The organism is Allofournierella massiliensis (assembly GCF_004345265.1).
Classification (GTDB): domain Bacteria; phylum Bacillota; class Clostridia; order Oscillospirales; family Ruminococcaceae; genus Allofournierella; species Allofournierella massiliensis.
In genome coordinates this window covers 110,484-129,312 of the sequence record NZ_SLUM01000002.1, presented here as the reverse complement: position 1 = coordinate 129,312, position 18,829 = coordinate 110,484, and the positions used below count along the sequence as shown (strand labels likewise).

Annotated in this window: 17 protein-coding genes; 15 read left to right on the top strand and 2 right to left on the bottom strand. The window is 45.1% G+C overall.

Annotated elements, in window-relative coordinates; genetic code table 11:
* Nucleotides 1-65 precede the first annotated feature (65 nt).
* The 13 genes from EDD77_RS01755 (at nucleotide 66) to istA (ending at nucleotide 15,886) form a co-directional block, all read left to right on the top strand.
* A complete protein-coding gene (locus tag EDD77_RS01755; RefSeq protein ID WP_008393242.1) occupies nucleotides 66-680 on the top strand; it encodes a helix-turn-helix domain-containing protein in 615 nt (204 codons plus the stop codon).
* Between the two features lie 411 nt (nucleotides 681-1,091).
* Nucleotides 1,092-3,398: a Helicase associated domain protein gene (locus tag EDD77_RS01750; RefSeq protein WP_455577862.1), complete on the top strand. Its 2,307-nt coding sequence runs from the start codon at nucleotides 1,092-1,094 to the stop codon at nucleotides 3,396-3,398.
* Nucleotides 3,399-3,422: 24 nt separating this feature from the next.
* Nucleotides 3,423-4,214, top strand: a complete 792-nt coding sequence (locus EDD77_RS01745; RefSeq protein WP_242868466.1) for a sugar transferase — start codon at nucleotides 3,423-3,425, stop codon at nucleotides 4,212-4,214.
* 13 nt (nucleotides 4,215-4,227) lie between these two features.
* Nucleotides 4,228-5,340, top strand: a complete 1,113-nt coding sequence (locus tag EDD77_RS01740; RefSeq protein ID WP_077138610.1) for a glycosyltransferase family 4 protein — start codon at nucleotides 4,228-4,230, stop codon at nucleotides 5,338-5,340.
* 27 nt (nucleotides 5,341-5,367) lie between these two features.
* Nucleotides 5,368-6,264, top strand: a complete 897-nt coding sequence (locus EDD77_RS01735) for an ATP-grasp fold amidoligase family protein (protein WP_058966264.1) — start codon at nucleotides 5,368-5,370, stop codon at nucleotides 6,262-6,264.
* Nucleotides 6,265-6,279: 15 nt separating this feature from the next.
* Entirely contained in the window at nucleotides 6,280-7,290 is a 1,011-nt protein-coding gene (locus tag EDD77_RS01730; protein WP_077138609.1) for a glycosyltransferase family 2 protein, read from the top strand.
* 88 nt (nucleotides 7,291-7,378) lie between these two features.
* Complete coding sequence (locus EDD77_RS01725; protein ID WP_077138608.1) at nucleotides 7,379-8,407, top strand: EpsG family protein; 1,029 nt, start codon at nucleotides 7,379-7,381, stop codon at nucleotides 8,405-8,407.
* 31 nt (nucleotides 8,408-8,438) lie between these two features.
* Nucleotides 8,439-9,536: a glycosyltransferase gene (locus tag EDD77_RS01720; protein WP_242868492.1), complete on the top strand. Its 1,098-nt coding sequence runs from the start codon at nucleotides 8,439-8,441 to the stop codon at nucleotides 9,534-9,536.
* On the top strand, nucleotides 9,533-10,060 hold the full coding sequence (locus EDD77_RS01715) for an acyltransferase (protein ID WP_058966256.1): 528 nt from the start codon (nucleotides 9,533-9,535) through the stop codon (nucleotides 10,058-10,060). Before EDD77_RS01720 ends, EDD77_RS01715 begins: the two co-directional genes overlap by 4 nt.
* Nucleotides 10,061-10,066: 6 nt before the next feature.
* Nucleotides 10,067-11,491 (top strand): lipopolysaccharide biosynthesis protein, encoded by a 1,425-nt coding sequence (locus EDD77_RS01710; RefSeq protein ID WP_058966254.1) that lies wholly within the window; start codon nucleotides 10,067-10,069, stop codon nucleotides 11,489-11,491.
* Between the two features lie 22 nt (nucleotides 11,492-11,513).
* Nucleotides 11,514-12,575 carry an NAD-dependent epimerase/dehydratase family protein gene (locus EDD77_RS01705; RefSeq protein ID WP_058966252.1) on the top strand — a complete coding sequence of 354 codons (1,062 nt, stop codon included), beginning with the start codon at nucleotides 11,514-11,516 and terminating at the stop codon, nucleotides 12,573-12,575.
* Between the two features lie 2 nt (nucleotides 12,576-12,577).
* Nucleotides 12,578-13,810, top strand: a complete 1,233-nt coding sequence (locus EDD77_RS01700; protein WP_058966250.1) for a nucleotide sugar dehydrogenase — start codon at nucleotides 12,578-12,580, stop codon at nucleotides 13,808-13,810.
* A 684-nt stretch (nucleotides 13,811-14,494) separates the two neighbouring features.
* Nucleotides 14,495-15,886 carry an IS21 family transposase gene (gene istA / locus EDD77_RS01695; protein WP_242868464.1) on the top strand — a complete coding sequence of 464 codons (1,392 nt, stop codon included), beginning with the start codon at nucleotides 14,495-14,497 and terminating at the stop codon, nucleotides 15,884-15,886.
* Nucleotides 15,887-15,923: 37 nt separating this feature from the next.
* On the opposite strand, the gene EDD77_RS01690 is transcribed toward istA, so the two are convergent.
* On the bottom strand, nucleotides 15,924-16,706 hold the full coding sequence (locus tag EDD77_RS01690; protein WP_058966248.1) for an ATP-binding protein: 783 nt from the start codon (nucleotides 16,704-16,706) through the stop codon (nucleotides 15,924-15,926).
* Entirely contained in the window at nucleotides 16,706-17,380 is a 675-nt protein-coding gene (locus tag EDD77_RS01685; protein ID WP_058966246.1) for a Mu transposase domain-containing protein, read from the bottom strand. The genes EDD77_RS01690 and EDD77_RS01685 overlap by 1 nt, the downstream gene beginning before the upstream one ends.
* Nucleotides 17,381-17,960: 580 nt before the next feature.
* On the opposite strand from EDD77_RS01685, the gene EDD77_RS17970 reads away from it, so the two are divergent.
* Nucleotides 17,961-18,125, top strand: coding sequence for a hypothetical protein (locus tag EDD77_RS17970; protein WP_164496677.1), 165 nt, complete (start codon nucleotides 17,961-17,963; stop codon nucleotides 18,123-18,125).
* 118 nt (nucleotides 18,126-18,243) lie between these two features.
* A complete protein-coding gene (locus EDD77_RS01680; RefSeq protein ID WP_058966244.1) occupies nucleotides 18,244-18,828 on the top strand; it encodes a type IV toxin-antitoxin system AbiEi family antitoxin domain-containing protein in 585 nt (194 codons plus the stop codon).
* The last annotated feature ends 1 nt before the right edge of the window (nucleotide 18,829 follow it).

Sequence of the window (18,829 nt, the reverse complement as noted above, 5' to 3'; positions counted from 1 at the left end):
AAATGGTGGCTATGCAACTGATAATATTGCTAAAATTACACCATGAAAGAAAGGAGTGTTAGCTAATGAATATGGCAGACAGAATACAATATTTAAGGAAATCAAAAGGAATATCACAAGAGGAACTTGCGGATAAAGTTGGAGTTTCAAGGCAGGCTGTTTCCAAATGGGAAAGTGAACAAAGTACGCCTGACTTAGAAAAAATAATTATAATGAGTGATTTTTTTGGAGTAACAACTGACTATATCCTAAAGGGAATTGAACCAGTAGCAGACAAAGAACAAAAAAATAAAGAGCTTACGAGTAAGGTACTTTATATATCATCAACAGCTTTTGTTGCTATTGGGCTGTTTTGTGCATTTGGTAATTGGTATGCAGAACAAACAATGGAAGCAGTTTGGGGTTCAATGATTATTCAAGCTATAGGGATTGTTGGATATTTTATAGCGAGAATACTATCGGAAGAAAAATCCCCCTTTTATGTAAATTGGCTTAATATAATCGGAGTTGCTTTTATGCCTATTTCTATGATTACAGGATATATTTCAGGATTGGTTTTCAAACTAGAAGGGTGGATTGCACCTTATCCGATAGGAATATTTCATACTTTAGTTTTCGTGTTAGTATTCTTTGTAGTTGTGATTGCAAGCTATATTATTCTAAAGAAACAAACAAAATAGTGATTACCTTTATTTTGCAAAAGCAGTTAGTCTTAGGATTGACTGCTTATTAATAAAAGACACCACTTCAATGTGTCAATGGTGTCTTTTTAGTGCTATTTTATCGTCATATCAAGGCTCGTTTAATCGTGGTATATTCGTGGTAAAATGAGTGTTTTTCTATACTTCGAAAAGCTTGAAAGTGTAATATTTATAGGGATAATCAAAAATCAGATATAAAGTTTTTAGATAAAAGATTAATGCATTTAGAACAAGGTACACAAGATTATTTTAATCATAACCTATTTTGCAGCTTTTTTCAATGATATTCGCTGCTTCTCGAAAGAATTCAGTCATTTGCCCGAATTTCTGTCCCAAAAGACAAAACATATTGCTTCTTACGTTGTAAACCGCGGGAGGGAGGCGATGCATGTGGCGGTGAAATTGTTTGAGCACAACCAGAAGGCATATCTTTCCGCCATTGCCATGCTGGAACAGGCAGGCAAAGCAGCCATCGTCCACCCCACCGGAACCGGAAAAAGCTTTATTGCATTTCAACTCGCTCTGGATCAGGTGGAAAAGAGAATTCTCTGGCTTGGTCCCAGCGAGTATATTTATGCCACTCAGCTGGAAAGTCTGGCACGCTGCGGCGGGCCGGACAAGCTGTCCAATGTAACCTTCCGCACCTACGCCAAGCTGCTGCTCCTCAGCGAGGAAGAATTGGCCGTGCATGCGGATTACATCATTCTGGACGAGTTCCACCGGTGCGGTGCGGAACAGTGGGGCAATGCGGTACAACGTACCATTGCAGCCAACCCCGACGCAAAGCTGCTTGGACTTTCCGCAACCAACGTGAGATATCTGGATAATATGCGCGATATGGCAGAAGAGCTGTTCGAAGGCCATATCGCAAGTGAACTATCCCTGGGTGAGGCGATCGTCCGGGGAATTTTGCCTGCCCCAAAGTATGTGACCACCGTGTTCAAATACCAGAATGAGCTGGAACGATACCAGAAACAGGTGCGCACCATGCGGCCGGCTGCGCTGCGGGATGTGAACCAGAAATATCTGGATGCCCTACGCCGGGCGCTGGAGCAGGCGGATGGTCTGGAGCAGGTGTTTGCCCGCCACATGACGAGTAAAAGCGGCAAATACATCGTGTTCTGCTCCGGCATGGATCACATGCGCGAAATGATGGAGCAGTCCCGCACATGGTTTGCCGGAGTGAATCCGGACATCCATTTCTACATGGCCTATTCCGAGGATCCGGGCACCAGCAAGGCATTTGCGGAATTCAAGGCGGATTCCAGCAGCGCCCTGAAGCTGCTCTTCTGCATTGACATGCTCAACGAGGGCGTGCATGTGGATGGAATCTCGGGCGTGATTTTGTTCCGCCCCACGATAAGCCCGATTATCTACAAACAGCAGATCGGCCGGGCCCTGACCGCGGGCGACAGTGCGGTACCTCTGATTCTGGACGTGGTGAATAACTTCGAGGGACTGTGCAGCATTGATACTCTCAAGGAAGAGATGGCCACCGCCGTGCAGCATATGTATGCGGTGGGCGAAGGCGACAAAATCGTCACTGAACGCTTCCAGGTAGTGGAGCAGGTACAGGACTGTCGTGTGCTGTTTGAGACGCTGCGCAACAGCCTGAGCGGAACCTGGGAACAGTACTTTGCAGCGGCCAGAGAGTACGCAGCGGAATATGGGAACCTGAAGGTTCCCAAACGGTATAAAACGCCGGGCGGGCTTTCGCTGGGATACTGGATCGGCGTACAGCGGTCTGTGTATGCAGGCAACCGCAGCGGAACACTCACTCCCGGACAGATCGAACGGCTGAACAGCATCGGAATGGTGTGGGAAAACCAGCTGGAAAGTGCCTGGGAAAACGGGTTTGAGCACGCCAAAGCCTATTACGAGGAGTTCGGCGATCTGCTCGTTCCGGCCCGGTATAAAGCACCGGATGGCTTTGCGCTGGGCAACTGGATTTACAACCTGCGCCAGCGCCGAGCGAATGGAGAACATGCAAGCATCCTGAACAGGGAGCGGATTGCTCGGCTGGATGCCATTGGTATGGTCTGGGATGCCCCTAGCCTGCAGTGGGAGAAGAACTACTGCAGAGCGATGGAATATTACAACGAGCATGGCAATTTGATCGTACCGGTAGATTACAAATCGCCGGACGGCTTTGCACTGGGAAACTGGATTCGAGCCTTGCGTCAGGCCCGGGAAGGAAAATTCAATCGAAAGCCATTGAGCCAGGAGCAGATTGCCCGGCTGGATTCCATTGGAATGTACTGGGGCAATTGTAAGGATAACCAGTGGATGCAGGGGTATCTGGCAGCAGAGCAGTACTTCAAAATCCATGGGGATCTGAACGTGCCGCCCACCTACCAGAACAGTGAGGGACTGGCTCTGGGCAAATGGGTTGCCCGCCAGCGGTACGCATACTTACAGCCGCCGGAAAGCGGAAAGCATCTGGATGCGGACCGTGTAAAGATGCTGGAAAGCATTGGAATGGTTTGGCGAAAAGAGGATTCTTGGCAGCATCGATATGAGCTGGCTCAGGAATATCTGGAAGAGCATGGAAATCTGAATATCCCTGCGAAATACAAAACTAGCGACGGCATCTGGCTGGGGCGCTGGATTTATGAGCAGAGGAGAGCCCTCCAGCTGGGAGCGAAAAAACCTTTGCCCACAGAGAAACGGGAAAAATTACAGCGATTGGGAATTTGAAATACGCATAAGGGGAGCAGAAGGATGGAGACAGAGTTGAGAACAAAAACCATGAGAGGAATCATGCGGGAACATCGTATTCCGCTGACTTCGGAACAGCGGAGATATCTGAAAATGAAGCGGATATTCGATATGGTTGTTTCTGGCATGGCACTTGTAGTACTGGCAATCCCGTTTCTGTTTGTGGCAGCATTGCAGAAACTGAGCAGTCCCAATGAACCGGTATTTTTTCGGCAGAAGCGAGTGGGGCAGAACAGTCATGTGTTTTATATCGTAAAATTCCGAACAATGAAAAGCACTGCGCCGAAGTACTCTTCCACTGGAAATTTGCAGAATGCAGATAGCTATATTTCCAAACTGGGCCGATTCCTGCGGGATACTAGCATCGATGAACTTCCGCAGCTATTCAATGTGCTGGTGGGAGACATGAGCCTGATCGGCCCCCGCCCGTTGATTCGCCAAGAGCGCAGTGTGCACTTCCTGCGCCGGTACTACGGGGTGGATCAGTTGAAGCCGGGCATCACCGGTTGGGCACAGATCAATGGACGCGATCTGCTGAACGACTACGACAAAGTATTCTACGATCGGGAGTACTTAAGGAATGTGAGCATGGCCTTCGATGCGAAAGTATTTTTCGACAGTGTACTGAAGGTGCTGGGCCGCCAGGACATCAAAGAAGGTGTAACTGCACACCATCATCGGGATGAGGTGCGTCACCAACAGGAACAGCTGATTCAGAAGGAAAAAGAGCAGTGTGAATTTACACAGTTCCAGGAAGAAACTCAGGTGTTGCGTCAGCAGCGCCGGGCGATGTAAGAGGGGAAATATCGTGAATAAGAAAAAAGTGCTTTTGGCCGGCAATAGTGAAATGGTGATTTTTCGCTTCCGCAAAGAGCTAGTGGAGCAACTCGTTGAAGAGGGCCATGAGGTGTATGTTTCTTTCCCTCAAAGTCAGTTTGGCGATGGTTACACCACTGCTGAAAAGATGGGATGCCATTATATTGATACGCCGATTTCCAGTCATGGAACCAATCCTCTGACGGATTTAAAGCTGATGCAGAATTACAAAAAAATTCTGCGGCAGATTCGTCCGGATATGATGTTTACTTACACAATCAAACCGAACATTTACGGAGGTATGGCTGCAGCCAGTTGCGGGGTTCCGTGCGTAATGAATGTATCCGGATTGGGCACAGCGGTGGAAAATCCCGGTCCGCTTCAGTTTGTAACGCTTATGTTATATCGGTTGGCGACGCGTAAAGCACAAAAGGTGTTTTTTCAGAATACCGAAAATCAGGAGTTTTTCCGTAAGCATGGAATTGCGCTGGATAAACAAGGACTGCTGCCTGGCTCAGGTGTAAATACGAGTCAGTATCATGTGTTGCCGTATCCTCACGATGAGCAGGTCAACTTCCTGTTTATGGCCCGGATTTTGAAAGAGAAAGGGATTGATCAGTATACCGAGGCAGCACGAATCATTCGGCAGAACCATCCGGAGGCAGTGTTTCATGTGCTGGGAGTTTGTGATGATGCGGAGTATCAGAAAAAACTGGATGAACTGACTCGTGAGGGTGTGATCCAGTATCACGGACAGCAAAAGGACTTGCTGCCGTATCAGATGCAGAGCAGTTGTACGATCCACCCCACTTATTACCCGGAAGGAATGAGCAATGTTTTGCTGGAAAGTGCAGCCTGTGGCCGCCCACTAATCACAACGGACCGCAGTGGATGCCGGGAAATCATTGATGATGGTGTAAATGGATTTATTTGCAAACAAAAAGATACGCAGGATCTGGTAAAGCAGATTGAAAAATTTCTTGCATTGAACTGGGAACAGCGGCGAGATATGGGCCTTGCAGGTCGAGCTAAGATTGAACGGGAATTTGACCGCCAGATTGTGGTGGATGCGTATTTGAGCGAGCTGAATCAGACTGAAAAGTAAATGATTTATATCTGAGGAAATTTGAAAATGGATTATAAAAAGCTGATTAAAAGCAGAACAGTCCGCATTAAGTTGATGCGGATTTTGAGCTTTGTGCCGGATGCTTGGATGGTAAAGCTCCAGTACCGATTGAAGACCGGACGCAAGTTGAATTTGAAAAATCCGCAGCGTTATACAGAAAAACTTCAGTGGTACAAACTCAATTACCGCGATCCACTGATGGCGAAGTGTGTAGATAAATACGAAGTTCGGGAATATGTGAAGCAGGTTGGATTGGAGAATATTCTGAATCCGATCTATGGTGTGTACAATAGCCCGGAGGAAGTAGATTGGAATCAACTTCCGGATCAATTTGTTGCGAAAGACACACTGGGCGGCGGTGGAAATGATGTTTTGATTTGCAAGGATAAGAGCAAGCTGAACAAAACAGAATTTTATGAACTTCTTGCACGTTGGACTCAGCCAGTAAAGGGGAAACATCCAGGCAGAGAATGGGTGTATGACAATGCAAAGCATCGAATTTTGATTGAAAAATATATCCCTTCTAGTCCGCAGGACGGAGGATTAATTGACTATAAGTTCTTTTGTTTTTCAGGAAAAGCAAAATTTTTATATGTAATTGCAGACCGAGATTTTGGCAAGGGGGCAGGATTGGGGATTTATGATATGCAGTTCAATCGGTTGCCCTTTGAACGAGTTGATGAGAGACCATTGAAGCGAGAAATTGGTCAGCCGAAACCTTATGAGAAAATGATCGAATACGCAGAGATTTTAGCCACGCCTTTTCCACATGCCCGAATTGATTTCTATTGTCAAGATGAAACTATTCTTTTTGGGGAAATTACTTTTTTTGATGGAAGCGGATATATGAAGTATGATCCAGACAGCGTAGATTATCTCTTTGGAGAGAAGTTTTCAATTTGAAGTGAGGTTTGATATATGAATTCAAGTGAAAGGCGAACAGAACCGATAGTTTCTATTATTGTTCCAGCTTATAATGCTGAAAAAACAATTACAAAAACGGTTGAATCCGTAAAAAAACAGACATATATAAATTGGCAACTAGTGATAGTAAATGATGGATCAAGTGATAAAACAGAAGATATATTGAGAAACTTATCGGAAAATGATGAGAGAATTCTTGTGATTAATCAGAATAACAAAGGAGTGAGCGCGGCAAGGAACCAAGGTTTAAGAAAAGCGGTTGGAGAATATATAACTTTTTTGGATGCGGATGATGAGTTTTCAGCTAACTATCTAGAAAGTGCTGTAAATGCCATGGGATCAAAAGAGACTGATCTTTTTATAACAGCTATGGTATATGGAGGACTTACTAAAAAGTGGAAGTTTAAAGGCCCATATACTATTGCGAAAGATGCAATGACACTTTTCCAAATGAGTGAGAATCCAATGCTGTTTAATTCATGTGGAAATAAATGTTTTCGAAGCAAAATAATAAAGGAAGCAAAGCTAGAGTTCCCGGTTGGAAAATCTATGGGGGAGGATTTGCTGTTTGTTTTAAGCTATATAAGATTTATAAAAAAATTCGAAGTAACTAATGATGTGAAGTATCTTTATAATGTGAGAGCAGAATCTGTAACTAAACGTTCGTTTAAAAAAGAATGGACGCCTGAAATGTCTCTAAAAATATGGAGAGATCTTTTTTTGAACTGGAAATTAGACGAAAGAGCTCTAGATAAGAAAATTGTTGAATCAACTGTAAAATACTTTATTAGAATTTGTTCTTCAGAATCAATTAAAGAAGCAAGATTGGACTGTGAAATTGTTTTTGATGGCCAACTGATTAAAAAAGCTGCGTCTGATTTGGAAAACACTACATATGATTGCTTTTTTGCTAAAGAGATTAGAAATGAGCATAAGATAAAACTGTTTTTTATTTGTTATTTCTTTGGGATGGTTAGAAAAACTAAGAGGTTGATAAAAATATAAGATGCTGAATTACTATTTTGCATTTTTTGTCGCTATTGCGTTAACATGCCTGTTTTCTGTACGAAGTGTTCAGAAAGGGTTTTGTACTGTGAAAGTGAGGAAAGCGTCAAGCTTTGCGATTGCCAGCTTACCGATTGCACTTGTTTTTTTGTTAAGATGGGGAGTTGGAATAGATGCCAATTGGTATGTTGGTACATATCCTCAAATATATAGATTGCTTTTAAATGATCCGACACAACCTTATGAGACAGATCCTTTGTTTTCGCTCCTAACAAAATTGTTTTGCTATTTGAAAATTCCATATTTTTGGTGGGTTTTTTTTCTTGGCCTAATTTATATAGTTGCTTTTTTTAATTTGGTTTATAGATGCTCATCAAATACTCCTATAAGTGTGTTTTTGTTCCTGACAACAGATTTGTTTTTCTTTGCGTTTGGAGCTTTGAAACAGGCATTGGCAATCAGTTTTTTATTGATAGCATATTGTGAACTGTTAAATAAAAGAGAACGGCGAATAAATTGGCGAATAGTTTTGATGTTTATACTATCGTTTATGGCACATTCATCTGCTCTGTTATGTGTTATTTGCTTTTGCTTTTCGTTGGTGAGGCTTTCTAAGGCGTTCCTTATCAAAATCACAATTGGAACAGTAGTACTGTGCCCGTTTACGATATTTGGACTTTCTAAAATAATTGAGAAAACAGAGTATGGTAGAGAGTTTATAGGGACACAGTATGGAGAGAATCAAGGATCGCTTACACACATGGTGTTTTCCTTTGTGTTACTTGTTTTGTTGATTGTGTTTTATGAAAGAATATTGGAATTTGACGAAATGAATTGTTTCTGGGTCAATATGACATTTTGCTATTTTGTGCTAATGATTAACTCCCCGGCCCTAATTCAAACTTTTAGAATCGTTTATTATTTCATGCCGACAGTAATAATCGTTATTCCTTTGCTGATTTCTGTTATACGGAAAAGAGCACTTCGAGTTGTGTCGGTATTGGGTGTTATTTTGGTAAGTGTTTTTATATTTTGGAATACTTACTATAACAATGACGGAAAATTTAGTTATGAGAATTACCAGACAATATTTTCGTATACAGAATTTTTGTCATAACTTAGATAGGAGATGAAGATAATTGATCAGAGTGCTCCATGTTGTCCGTAGTATGAATATTGGTGGATTAGAAAACATCGTGAAAAGTATACTCCTATCAGCAGATAGAGAAAGTGTTATTTGCGATTGTTTAATCTGTGATGAAAAAGAGTCTGATTATGAAGAAGAACTACGAACGGCTGGAATAAATGTGTTTAAACTTTCGGCGCCTAATAAAACTAAAATTAAATTTTACATAGATCTATACAAGTTTTTTAGAAACCAAAGGCAAAATTATGATATTGTTCATATTCATATGGCTTTTACGAATGGTCTTATTGCATTGGCAGCAAAACGTTCTGGTGTTAAATATATAATTTCGCATTCACATGGCGTTATGCTGCCAACAAAAAATGCTTTTATAAGAAAGCCGTATGAAGTTGTGATGAGAAAATTTATGTCAAAGTACTCTGATGGTTTGCTCGCGTGTAGTAAAAGTGCAGGCGACTATTTATTTGGGTGCGAAGCATTTAGAGAGAAAGGTAAAGTTTTTTTGAATGGCATTGATTTTCTGAAGTTTGCTTTTGATGAAAATAAGCGTGACGTTGTAAGAAAGAAGCTCGGCGTGGAGGATAAGCTGGTAATAGGAACGATAGGAGCTTTAGTGCCGGCTAAAAATCATATGCAGTTATTAAGAATTCTTAATGAGTTTAAGCAAGAGGATAATGTTGTTGGAGTAATTATAGGATCTGGGCCTTTGAAAAAAACTTTAGTGTCTTATGCTAATGACCATGATTTACGAGATCGATTGCTTTTGCTTGGAAAGAGGCTGGATGTGTCAGCGTATTTGCAAGCAATGGATGTATTTATATTCCCATCAATAAGTGAGGGGTTTGGCATTGCTTTATTAGAAGCACAGGCAAATGGTTTGCCTTGCGTGGTTTCAAGTAATATACAAGATGAGGCTAAAATTGCTAAAAATATATATACGGTAGAAAATGACGCTCCGCTGAATGAGTGGAAGCGAGCAATTCAAAAAGCATATAATGATGGAAGAAATTATTATGCACATGATTTGAGGGAATCTGGATTGGATTTATATTCTAATTGTAAAAAACTTTTTAGTTGGTATAAGGAGTTTCTGCAATGAACATAGTGTTTAAAATGCTTTACAAAGTAATTGCTATGAAGCTTCCAGAATCGGGATGTTCGTTTTTAGGAATTGAATTTGGAAACTATGCACGGAAATTTAGAAGATTTACTTACCAAAGATGGACGGGAAGATTTATCCCAGAAAGTGTAAATATTGAAAGAAATGTGGCATTATCTGATGATACGTTGATTGGAGAAAGATCAGGGATAGGTCGAGATTCTATTATTAACTATGGGGTTAGTATTGGAAATGATGTGATGATAGGTCCATTTTTACTTTGTTATACGCAAAATCATGAGTTTAAAGATGTGAATATCCCAATGATAGAACAGGGATTTTCTGAACGTAAGCCGATCCACATTGAAGATAATGTGTGGATTGGGGCAAGAGTGACTATATTACCAGGAGTAACACTGGGGACAGGGTGTATTGTTGGAGCAGGTGCAGTGGTTACAAAAGATGTTCCTCCATATGCAATTGTTGTGGGCAATCCGGGACGAGTGGTGAAGTATAGGGAATAATGATATATGAATAGAAATAACATTTTGAACTTCGTGTATGCATTTGGTTCTAATGTAATTACCTTATTAGTGTCGATGGTTGTTACTCTTGTTTTACCGAAGGCGATTAGTGTAAGAGAGTATAGTCTGGTACAATTATACGTTTTTTATAGTACATATATTGGAATAGCAGCTTTTGGTTGGCCAGAAGGAATATTAGTGAATTATGCGGGAAAGGATTATTCCGAAATTGACAAAGAAAGTTTGAGGAAACAGATTAAAATTTGTGCAATATTGGAATGTTTTTTAACTGGTGTTCTTGGTGGACTTTCAGTTTGCTTTATTAACGATACTGAAAAAAAACTAGTTATGATCTTGTGCTCAGTTTCACTAATTCCGATTATTCCTAGATTGATGATGTTGGACATACTTCAAGCAACCAGCAGATTTAAAGATTTTGCGACATGCATTGTTATAGAGAAGAGCGTTTATCTTTTTGGCTCAATTTGTCTTCTGGTTATTGGAGTTCAAAGGTTTTATTGGTATATATTATCAATTGTTTTAGGATACATATGCTCGTCTATTTATTGTGTGGTTTCTCTAAAAGATTTAAATTTGATTCGCTTTCGGAACGAGAAAATATTCGAGAAAGCAGTTCTATTGGAAAGTGCGGAGAATATTAACATAGGGGTAAAAATTTTATTTGCCACATTAGCTGGAAATCTGATTGTTGGAATAGTCCGAATTGGAATTGAAAAGCAATGGAGTGTGGAAGTGTTTGGAAAAGTATCGCTAACAATTTCTGTTGCAAATTTACTGATGGTTTTTATAAATGCTGTGGCAACTATTATGCTTCCTACACTTCGAAGATCTGAATCAGAACAACTTGGTACGGTATATACTGTTTCGCGATGCTGCATAATGGTTGTGCTTTTAGGAGCATTAGTATTTTATTTACCGATGAACACCTTGTTGTCTATATGGTTACCAGAATATAGTGAGAGCTTGAGGTACATGGCAATACTTTTCCCTATGTGCGTATTTTCTAGTAAAACCAGCATGATTATCGAACCGTATCTAAAAGCGTTGCACAAAGAGAAATGGCTGTTGATGATCAATATTGTTACTGTTTCTCTCAGTGTAATTACTACACTGATCACCACTTACTGGCTGCACAATCTGGATCTGGCAGTTGCATCGATTGTATTCCTGCTGGCGTTCCGGTGTGTATTTGCAGAATTGTTTCTTTCCACGGTGCTAGATGTAAATGTGAAAATGGATATGGCTCTGGAACTTGCATTGACGGTCATTTTCATTGTTGCCAGCTGGTTTGTAGGCGGAATTGCAGGCTTGTCTATCTATGCTGTGGCATATTTAATCTATCTGTTTATGAAACGTAAGGATGTAGCGTTTGTGGCGAATATGGCATTGCGCGTGGTGCGACGTGCCTGAACCGAAACGGACGAGGAGAATTATGAAAAATCAAACTGTTTTTATCACCGGTGCGGCCGGATTTATCGGTTCCAATCTGGCGAAACGTTTACTGGAGCATAATGACTCCATCCGGATAATTGGTCTGGATAATCTGAACGACTACTACGATGTGCGTATCAAGGAATCGCGTCTGGAAGAATTGAGGAAGTATTCCGGTTTCACTTTCGTAAAAGGTGATTTGACCAATAAAGATCTGATTAATTTCATTTTTGACCAGTATCAACCCCAGGTGGTTGTGAATCTGGCGGCCCAGGCTGGTGTCCGCTACTCGATCACAAATCCGGATGCGTACGTTGAAAGCAACCTGGTTGGTTTTTACAACATTCTGGAAGCCTGCCGCCATTCTTATGATAACGGGCGTCCGGGTGTACAGCATTTGGTCTATGCCAGTTCTTCCAGCGTGTACGGAACCAACAAAAAAGTTCCGTACTCCACGGAAGATAAAGTGGACAACCCCGTCAGCCTGTATGCGGCGACTAAAAAGAGCAACGAGCTGATGGCGCATGCTTATTCCAAACTTTATAATATTCCGTCCACCGGTTTGCGGTTCTTTACGGTATACGGTCCGGCTGGTCGGCCTGATATGGCTTATTTCGGATTTACCAACAAGCTGCGGGCAGGTCAGAAGATTCAGATCTTCAATTACGGAAACTGCAAGCGAGATTTTACTTATATCGACGATATCGTGGAAGGCGTTGAGCGTGTCATGAAGCGCCCGCCCCAGCGCCAGACCGGTGAGGATGGTCTGCCGATTCCTCCTTATGCAGTCTACAACATCGGTAACAATCAGCCGGAAAACCTGCTGGATTTCGTGGACATTCTGCAGCAGGAACTGATTCGTGCAGGTGTGCTGCCCGAGGATTATGATTTTGAAGCGCACAAAGAGCTGGTCCCGATGCAGCCTGGTGATGTTCCGGTAACCTACGCGGATACCAGTGCGCTGGAACGAGACTTTGGTTTCAAACCGGCCACTCCGCTGCGTGAGGGACTTCGCAAATTTGCTGAATGGTACAAAGAATTCTATATGGGAAAAGAGGAATAAAAATGAAAATCGCAGTAGCCGGAACCGGCTATGTTGGCTTGTCCATTGCAGTATTGCTGGCGCAGCATCACACGGTTACGGCAGTAGATATCATCCCGGAAAAAGTAGACCTGATCAACAGCCGGAAATCACCCATTCAGGATGAGTACATTGAAAAATATCTGGCAGAAAAGCAGCTGAATCTGACTGCCACATTGGATGCAAAATCGGCATATAGCGATGCAGATTTTGTGGTCATTGCGGCTCCTACCAATTACGACAGCAAGAAGAACTACTTCGATACCTCTGCGGTGGAGAATGTGATCCAACTGGTGATGGAGTATAACCCCAACGCCATTATGGTGATCAAATCCACCATTCCCGTGGGTTACACCGAGTCTATTCGTAAAAAGACCGGCAGCGCAAATATCCTGTTCAGCCCTGAATTTCTTCGCGAGAGCAAGGCTCTCTACGATAACCTTTATCCCAGCCGCATTATTGTGGGTACGGACTTGAATGATAATCGCCTAGTTCAGGCGGCGCATACTTTTGCTGGTTTGTTGCAGGAAGGTGCTCTGAAAGCGGATATCGAAACCTTGTTCATGGGCTTCACTGAAGCGGAAGCGGTTAAGCTGTTTGCTAACACCTATTTGGCTCTGCGCGTCAGCTATTTCAATGAGCTGGATACATACGCGGAGATGAAGGGCTTGGATACCAAGCAGATTATCAATGGTGTGTGCCTTGATCCTCGCATTGGCAGCCATTACAACAACCCCAGTTTTGGTTATGGTGGGTACTGTCTGCCGAAGGATACCAAGCAGCTGCTGGCCAATTATCAGGATGTACCAGAAAATTTGATTGAGGCGATTGTAGAGTCCAACCGAACCCGCAAAGACTTCATTGCGGATCGGGTGTTGGAAATCGCTGGCGCTTACGAAGCCAATGACAGCTGGGATGAGAGTAAGGAAAAAGAAGTTGTGGTAGGTGTATACCGTTTGACCATGAAGTCCAATTCTGATAACTTCCGCCAGAGCTCCATTCAGGGCGTCATGAAACGCATTAAGGCAAAAGGCGCTACAGTAATCATTTATGAACCCACTTTGAAAGACGGCGAAACCTTCTTTGGCAGCCGAGTCGTAAATGATCTGGAGCAGTTTAAAAATCAGGCTCAGGCAATCATTGCCAACCGATATGACAGTTGCTTGGATGATGTACAGAGCAAGGTTTATACCCGAGACATTTTCCGTAGAGATTAATTAAAGCGAACGACATGAGCTAGGGCTATTGAATGTAAGGTTGCGGTCACTGACGGGAAATCTTGCTTTCCAAAGTGTCAGCCATTAATGAAGGCTGTTGTTTATCTGCAGCAGTGTATAAATAATGCTTTTTCTTCTGCGTAGATAGATATTTAAGTGAAGAAAACAGTTGGAATGAGGTTTTCAAAGTAACCCCGACTGCCATTAAGTACACCCCCCTGATGCAGGTCGCTCGATATGATCTCTCATGCAGAGTATGAAGAATAATATCCGGCTTCCTACATCAGGAGACTGCTGTATTTAAAGTGGGGAGGATCTGCTGTATACAGCAGATCCTCCTCGGCTTTTGCAGTTGTTTTATTTCTCCGTAATCGTGTTCCCGTCAAGATAAGCCGCCAGCTTCAGTTGACTCCAAGCTTTGTGCTTAAAGCTGGCGCAGAAAAGATTTGTCTGCATGGGCAATGTGATGGGAGGCAGATTGTGTTTTGCCCGATAATTATCGAGAATGCAAATCGTGCCGTCCCGGTGAATACGCCGCCTGAAACGGTGCCCTTAGACCGCACGAATGGTGCACCCAGACCGCTGAAATGGTGCGTGGTCACCGCATCCATGGTGCATTGACAGGATGGCCACTAAAATGAGTTTAGCATCGTCAGATGCAAATTCAATTTAGGAGGCCTTACCATGGTTAATCACAAAGAGATCCTCCGGCTGAAAAGGCTGGGACTCACACACCAAGAAATTGCGGATGCCGTTGGCTGCGGCCGCAACACGGTCACACGCACATTAGCCCGGGCTCGGGAACAGCAGCTTGGCTGGCAGCAAGCGCAGTCCATGTCGCAGCAGGAAGTTTCCCAGTGGCTATTTCCAACCGAGTCAAAGGGGCCTGTTTACAAAATGCCGGACTACGAATGGGTACACCGTGAAATGCAGAAGAGCGGTGTCACCCTGAGCCTGCTGTGGGTGGAATACTGCGAGCAGTGCCGTCAGAACGGCGAGCTGCCCTACAAGTCCACTCAGTTCAACAAGTATTACGCGGACTATGTCCACAAAACTAAAGCCACCATGCACCTGGAACACAAGCCCGGCGAGACCATGCAGGTAGACTGGGCGGGCCAGACAGTGGCTCTGGTGGACACAGACTCCGGGGAACGGCTGGAGACCTACCTGTTTGTGGCGGTGCTGCCATACAGCGGCTACGCCTACACAGAGGCTTTCCTGGGCATGAAGCAGGAATCCTGGATTACCGGCCATGTCAACGCCTACCGGTATTTCGGCGGCGTCACCCGCATCCTCACGCCGGACAACCTCAAGACCGGTATTGTCAAGAACTCCCGTACAGAGACTGTGCTCAACAAGTCCTACCAGGAGATGGCGGAGCACTACGGCACCGCCATTCTCCCCGCCCGGCCCCGCAGTCCCAAGGACAAGGCCTTTGTGGAGGGCTCCGTCGGCGTGGTCTCTACCTGGATCCTGGCTGCTCTGCGCAACCGCCAGTTTCTGTCCCTTGTGGAACTGAATCAAGCAATCCGTGAGAAGCTGGAAACCTTCAACCACAAGCCATTTCAGAAACGAGAAGGCAGCCGGGCATCCTGTTTTGCCGAGGAGCAGCTCTTTCTGCAGCCGCTGCCGGCAGCTCCTTTCGAGCTGGCAGTCTGGAAAGTGGCAACCGTCCAGTATAACTACCACATCAGTGTGGAGCGCATGAACTACTCCGTGCCGTATGAGTGCAAAAATCGCCACCCCAGCCCCATCTGCACGCGATTTGAGCACCACTTTCACGCACTAAAGCCCCACCTGCATCGCCGGAGTTTTAGTGACACCCTTCCGGAGAACCAGCGACACCTCATCGCTCTAAAACGACACCCCCTGTGGCACATGCAAAAGCTCTGCCAGCTAAGCCAGCCAGCAGAGCTCAGGTCAACTTTCTTCAGGAACAGGAATGCCGTTCTCTGTCAAGATGTTCTCCAACTGTCGAATCCGCTCGCGCTGTCGTTGGAGTTCTTTCTCAGCTGCGTAAAAGTATTCCATCGACTCACGCTCCATCTCGTAGTAGCAGGCCCGTTCCAGTTCTAAAACCATACATTTTTCCTCATCGCAAAGATATGGGCGGTCACACATCCTGGCCATCGCCTTCCCGAGTGGCCTTCAAGCCCTTGCGTTCCCGCATCGAGACTCGGCCATCCACCAGAACCTCATAAGCGTTGTGGATAATGCGGTCCATAATGGCTTCTGAAACGGGGCTGTCAGATTCCGGGTTGGGATCGATCCTGGTGTACCAACCCTCAGATTCGTACTGCGTGCAAAAGATCGTAGACTTGTGGCACCGCGCCTCCACGATCTCCAGCATATCATAGGATTCTTGCGGGGACAGCGGACGAATCAGCCACTCGTCCAGGATCAGCAAATCTTTCTTCTTGTAGGCTTCAAGCACCTTTTTCAGCGTACCGCCGCTGCGGGCAATGCTCAGTTCATCCAGTAGTTCCGGCATACGGATGTACTGCACCTTCTTGAAACGGCGGCAGGCCGCATTGCCCAGGGCACAGGCGATGTAAGTCTTGCCGTTGCCAGAGGCTCCCTTGAGGATAATGTGGTGGCCTTCGTCAATGTACTGGCAGGTGGCAAACCGCAGCATCTGTGCCTTGTCCAGCTTTCGGTCCTCGTGGTATTCAATGCCTTCTACAGTGGCAGACGGCACGGCGAAGCGCGCGTTGCGGATAAACCGGTTCAGTTTGTTGCTCTGTCGGCGGTTCCATTCCGCATTTACCAGCAAGCCCAGGCGCTCCTCGAAGCCCAGTTCATTGAACGTGGGGTCTTTCAACTGGTTGGCGAACTCCGCTGCCATAGCGGTCATCTTCATTGCCGTGAGCATATCCATCGTTGCCTGGTTCAGCATCAGCGGTCGCCTCCCTTCCGGAAGTAGGCCGCGCCGCGGGTAATGCCGTAGCTATTGGCTTTGGACTGCGACAGTTGGCTCTCGGCCTTGTCCGGCTTGTCCAGGTCATTTTTCAGAATGCTGGCAATGGTGCGCAGCGAGGGCGTGGTGCTGTACGCCAGAGTTTTGCCGCAGGCTACCTCCAGCCGCTGTTTGCCGTACCGCTGTTCCAGTTTGGTCAGACCAGCGCAGGCCTTGTAGCCCTGCTCGGCGGCTTTACCGGACTTCAGGAAGTGTTCGGCTACCTTCTCGGTCATAGGACCGACCGACATCGCCCAGCGGCTGAACTCGTCAGCGTTGTAGGTGAGATATTTCTGGTGCTCCGGCGGCATATGCTCGCGCTTCACCAGCGGATCACGCTGCCGGGTCTGCAGCCGGCGGTGGCTGGCTACACGGCTGCCGTGGTAGAATACCTCTACCGTTGTTTTAGTCACGCGGATGTCCACGCGCTCGCCAATCAAGTTATAGGGAACAGAATACTTGTTCCTGCCATCCGTAACAAGATAGTCGTTGGCGACCTTGGAAACCGACCAGACGGCCGGTTCAAACGCACTGACCGGCAGCGGCAGCATATAGGGCTTCTCTTCTTCCAGATAGGCACTGCGGCGGTACCGTTCGCCAAACTGAGTACTCATGTACGGCCTTTGGCCCGCCTCCTGACACTTCGCGCAGTATTCTTCCCATAGCAGCGTCAGGGTCACGCCCGACCGTGCCAGTTCGCGGTGGATGTACGGATAGTCGGGCTCAGCATATTGACTGGATGCTTTGTGCCTGTTCGGAAAGAGAAGCTGTTCCAGATCGGCATTGGCGACATCGTCGGAGAGGGGCCAGGATATGCCTTGTTTCTTTGCTGCCTGCAGTACATCTCGCACCGTATGTCTGGAACAGTGTGCCATTGATTCAATGGTTCGCTGGCTGTACTGAAGACTGCTTAACCGCAAGATCTCCCGATAATTTGTCATTACGAAACCTCCAATTGATTTAGTCACAGCTTGGCTGTGCTAAACCAATTATAAGGCTTTGGGGCTTCAGTGCGTGAAAGTGGGGCTAAAACTCCGGCAAGGTGGTGCTAAAACTGCGTGCAGATGGGGCTGGGGTGGCGATTTTTGCAACCTTCTCCATCTACCAGATTTTGCCCCAGTTGATCGAACTGTGGGGCCTGAACGTGCAGACGGAGGTAGAGGCAAGAAAAAACCTCGCAAAAGTGAGCGGGTAATGACCACCCCGCTCTTCATGCTGCGCTGTGTGCAGCTCGGTATCAGCATCGCCGACCTCGACTTGCTGACCATCGGGTTGGTCAACGACATGTTCACAGAGCGGCAGAACGACGAGTATCCCTATCGAGAACTGGCTTCGCAGGCTGACTTTGACAAATTTTAACAGCATCGCACTCAACGACCGTGCATATATTAAAAACGAAATAAGCACGGTCGTTGAATTTTACTTGACTTTCGTGCTTATTTCACTTACAATATAAGCACGAAAGGTTGGTGGTTCTATGAATGAGATGACAAGACTGATTCAAAGCCATGACTACTTGACGCCGCGCATTGCAGGAAAATCTGGAGTATCAAAATTCAAATTCTATAAATATGTTCGTGAAAATGGATTAGAGCAGGTCGGCCGTGGAATCTATTCCGCGAGTGAAAACTGGCCGGACGAATTGTATGTGCTGCATCAGAGATGCCCCAATGCTGTTTTTTCGCATGACGAAGCATTTTACTATTATGATCTGACGGACAGAGAGCCACTTGTGCATACGTTTACCATTTATAGTGGCTACAATTCGCACAGATTGACAGCCGATGGAAGTTGTAAAGCTTACACGGTGAAGAAGGAACTTTTGGATGTCGGAAAAATCATGGTCAAAGACAATTGTGGTAATGAAATCCCGATGTACGATTTGGAAAGAACAATCTGCGATTTGATGCGAAGCCGTAATTCCATTGAGGCACAGGAGTTCAATTCGGTTCTTAAAGCGTATGTGTCGAGAAAAGATAAAGATCTGAACCGATTGATGAAATATGCGAAGTTGTTTCGTGTTGATAATGTGATCCGAAGATATATGGGAGTACTATTGTAAA

Bases quoted from the DNA above. Each gene is read 5' to 3' on its own strand.
- EDD77_RS01715 (WP_058966256.1), top strand. From the start codon at position 9,533: ATGAACATAGTGTTTAAAATGCTTTACAAAGTAATTGCTATGAAGCTT.
- EDD77_RS17970 (WP_164496677.1), top strand. From the start codon at position 17,961: ATGACCACCCCGCTCTTCATGCTGCGCTGTGTGCAGCTCGGTATCAGC.
- EDD77_RS01730 (WP_077138609.1), top strand. From the start codon at position 6,280: ATGAATTCAAGTGAAAGGCGAACAGAACCGATAGTTTCTATTATTGTT.
- EDD77_RS01700 (WP_058966250.1), top strand. From the start codon at position 12,578: ATGAAAATCGCAGTAGCCGGAACCGGCTATGTTGGCTTGTCCATTGCA.
- EDD77_RS01755 (WP_008393242.1), top strand. From the start codon at position 66: ATGAATATGGCAGACAGAATACAATATTTAAGGAAATCAAAAGGAATA.
- istA (WP_242868464.1), top strand. From the start codon at position 14,495: ATGGTTAATCACAAAGAGATCCTCCGGCTGAAAAGGCTGGGACTCACA.
- EDD77_RS01735 (WP_058966264.1), top strand. From the start codon at position 5,368: ATGGATTATAAAAAGCTGATTAAAAGCAGAACAGTCCGCATTAAGTTG.
- EDD77_RS01680 (WP_058966244.1), top strand. From the start codon at position 18,244: ATGAATGAGATGACAAGACTGATTCAAAGCCATGACTACTTGACGCCG.
- EDD77_RS01710 (WP_058966254.1), top strand. From the start codon at position 10,067: ATGAATAGAAATAACATTTTGAACTTCGTGTATGCATTTGGTTCTAAT.
- EDD77_RS01705 (WP_058966252.1), top strand. From the start codon at position 11,514: ATGAAAAATCAAACTGTTTTTATCACCGGTGCGGCCGGATTTATCGGT.
- EDD77_RS01690 (WP_058966248.1), bottom strand. From the start codon at position 16,706: ATGCTGAACCAGGCAACGATGGATATGCTCACGGCAATGAAGATGACC.
- EDD77_RS01745 (WP_242868466.1), top strand. From the start codon at position 3,423: ATGGAGACAGAGTTGAGAACAAAAACCATGAGAGGAATCATGCGGGAA.
- EDD77_RS01685 (WP_058966246.1), bottom strand. From the start codon at position 17,380: ATGAGTACTCAGTTTGGCGAACGGTACCGCCGCAGTGCCTATCTGGAA.